Annotated in this window: 3 protein-coding genes and 1 pseudogene; all 4 read left to right on the top strand. The window is 44.7% G+C overall.

Annotated features, from left to right (window positions below):
- A pseudogene (locus A3762_RS27525) lies at positions 1–311 on the top strand (anti-anti-sigma factor); the annotation flags it as partial.
- Between the two features lie 28 nt (positions 312–339).
- A complete protein-coding gene (locus A3762_RS11285; protein ID WP_068755552.1) occupies positions 340–1,368 on the top strand; it encodes an NAD(P)H-dependent glycerol-3-phosphate dehydrogenase in 1,029 nt (342 codons plus the stop codon).
- Positions 1,368–1,625, top strand: coding sequence for a DUF4389 domain-containing protein (locus tag A3762_RS11280; RefSeq protein ID WP_068476442.1), 258 nt, complete (start codon positions 1,368–1,370; stop codon positions 1,623–1,625). The genes A3762_RS11285 and A3762_RS11280 overlap by 1 nt, the downstream gene beginning before the upstream one ends.
- Positions 1,618–2,070, top strand: a complete 453-nt coding sequence (gene sixA / locus A3762_RS11275; RefSeq protein WP_082869089.1) for a phosphohistidine phosphatase SixA — start codon at positions 1,618–1,620, stop codon at positions 2,068–2,070. Before A3762_RS11280 ends, sixA begins: the two co-directional genes overlap by 8 nt.
- Positions 2,071–2,140: the final 70 nt, after the last annotated feature.

Raw genomic sequence — 2,140 nt, 5'->3', positions numbered from 1 at the left:
CCAAGCTTGCTGTAAAAGCAAAAGAAAAGTCCCACTTTTTACCCTCTATTGTTTCTACCAATCCAGACGTCACCCGAGTTATCGAGTCAATGGGTTTTGACAGCGTTTTCTTGATTACGCGTGAACCGATTGAAAATGAGTCAGAACTGTTAGAAATGCCACAAAGCCCTCTTCAAGAAGAAGAAATGCGCCAGACGGTTTTAAAAGCGCATAAAGTCTTGATGGACATTAACGAGAGCAATTGTACGAAGTTTCGTGACCTTGTTGATGCACTAGAAGGCAACGACGTTGTGACCTTTAAAGCAGGCTAGCCCTGTAAGTTATTCAAGAGATTTTTAAATGAGCGATTGCAAACGCATTGCCGTTCTTGGTGGTGGGAGCTTCGGCACCGTCATTGCAAATATTGCTGCTGAGAATGGATATGACGTTGCTCTTTGGATGCGCAATGAAGACGCCGTTCAAGAGATTCAACAAACGGGTATCAACCAACGATACTTGCCAGATTTAGTACTTCACGAAAACTTATCCGTCAGTAGCGATCTTCAGACTGCGGTCGATGGCGCGAATGTTATCTTTTTTGCTATCCCTAGTAAGTCATTTCGTATGGTTGTGGAGCAAGTTTCAGGCTTCATTTCTGAAGGACAGATGGTTGTTAGTACGACTAAAGGCATTGAACCTGGCACACTAAATCTGATGAGCGATATTCTTCGCTCTGAATTGCCAAACAATCGTGTTGGTGTCATGGGTGGGCCTAATCTCGCAAAAGAAATTGCGAAACATGAAATTACCGCTACTGTAATTGCGAGTGAAGATTCTGATTTGCGCCGTATTGTGCAAGAAGCGCTTAGCTGCGAATACTTTCGAGTGTATGCGAGTGCCGATGTGTACGGGGTAGAGCTTGGCGGTGCTCTCAAAAATATCTACGCGATTATTGCTGGCATTGCTGCGGCTAAGAAATTAGGTGAGAACACGATTGCTATGCTGCTAACACGTTCCATTGCTGAGATGGGACGTTTTGCTGAGCGTCAGGGCGCGAATCCGATGACTTTTCTAGGTTTATCTGGCGTGGGTGACTTAATCGCAACGTGTTGTTCTCCATTGAGCCGAAATTACCGAGTGGGCTTTGCCTTTGGCGAAGGGAAAAACCTCGAGCAAGCAATCGAAAGCTTGGGTGAGGTCGCTGAGGGTGTGAACACGCTTAAGCAGGTAAAACGCTATGCGGATGAACATGATATTTACATGCCGCTCGTGCAGGGCTTATATAAGGTTATGTATGAGCAGCAGCCGATCTCAATGGTTGTAAAAGGATTGATGCTCGCTGAGCGTAATACAGATGTTGAATATACTTTACCGAAGGATGAAATTTAATGCGTATCGCGTATGTTTTATTGTTTTGTGTTGTTTTCAGCTTTTCTGAGATCGTCATTGCGGTGATCGCTTTAATTCAGAGTATTTTGAGTGTGACAGTCGGCGAACCAAGTGAAACGCTTAAGGATTTTGGTGCGCGACTGGGTGTGTATTTAAAGCAAATCTCTGAATTTATCAGTTTCTCCTCAGACGAAAAGCCGTTCCCTTTCGCTGACTGGCCAGAACCCGAGAGCAAGCGAGATAGTACGAATGATTGATTTGTTTTTGTGCCGTCACGGTGAAGCATCTTTTGATGCGCCAAGTGATCGACAACGTCCATTGACCGATGCCGGCATTGCAAAGACAAAAGAAACTATTCTTCGCCTATCTAAGATGAATATGTCTGTAAGCGACATCTGGTGTAGTGACTTGATGCGAGCACAACAGACAGCGCAATTATTTTCATCAGAATATAGTCTTATCGTCGAAGAGCAGACGTTTCTTCGTCCTGATTCTGACCCTGAGCGTGCGACAAGAAAGCTAAATTTATTACGCGATGATCAAACCTTGCTGATTGTGGCGCATATGCCATTGCTTGGAGAGCTAGTCAGCCTCTTAACAGAAGGGCACCCCTACACTAGCTATCCTTTTCAAACAAGCGAGTTAGTGCACTTACGTGGTGAAGTGATCGCCTCTGGCATGTGTGATATCGTCCCCGTTTAACGAACAAACTTTTTACTAGAGTTATGAATTTCTACCCGATTGACTATATCGAGCCGGTGTTTCGTCCACC

The organism is Oleiphilus sp. HI0125, assembly GCF_001635355.1.
The sequence above is the reverse complement of the archived record's forward strand: the minus strand, read 5'-3'. Positions and strand labels throughout refer to the sequence as shown.

Excerpts from the sequence above, each read along its gene's own strand:
- A3762_RS11285 (WP_068755552.1), top strand. The coding sequence starts at position 340 with ATGAGCGATTGCAAACGCATTGCCGTTCTTGGTGGTGGGAGCTTCGGC.
- A3762_RS11280 (WP_068476442.1), top strand. The coding sequence starts at position 1,368 with ATGCGTATCGCGTATGTTTTATTGTTTTGTGTTGTTTTCAGCTTTTCT.
- sixA (WP_082869089.1), top strand. The coding sequence starts at position 1,618 with ATGATTGATTTGTTTTTGTGCCGTCACGGTGAAGCATCTTTTGATGCG.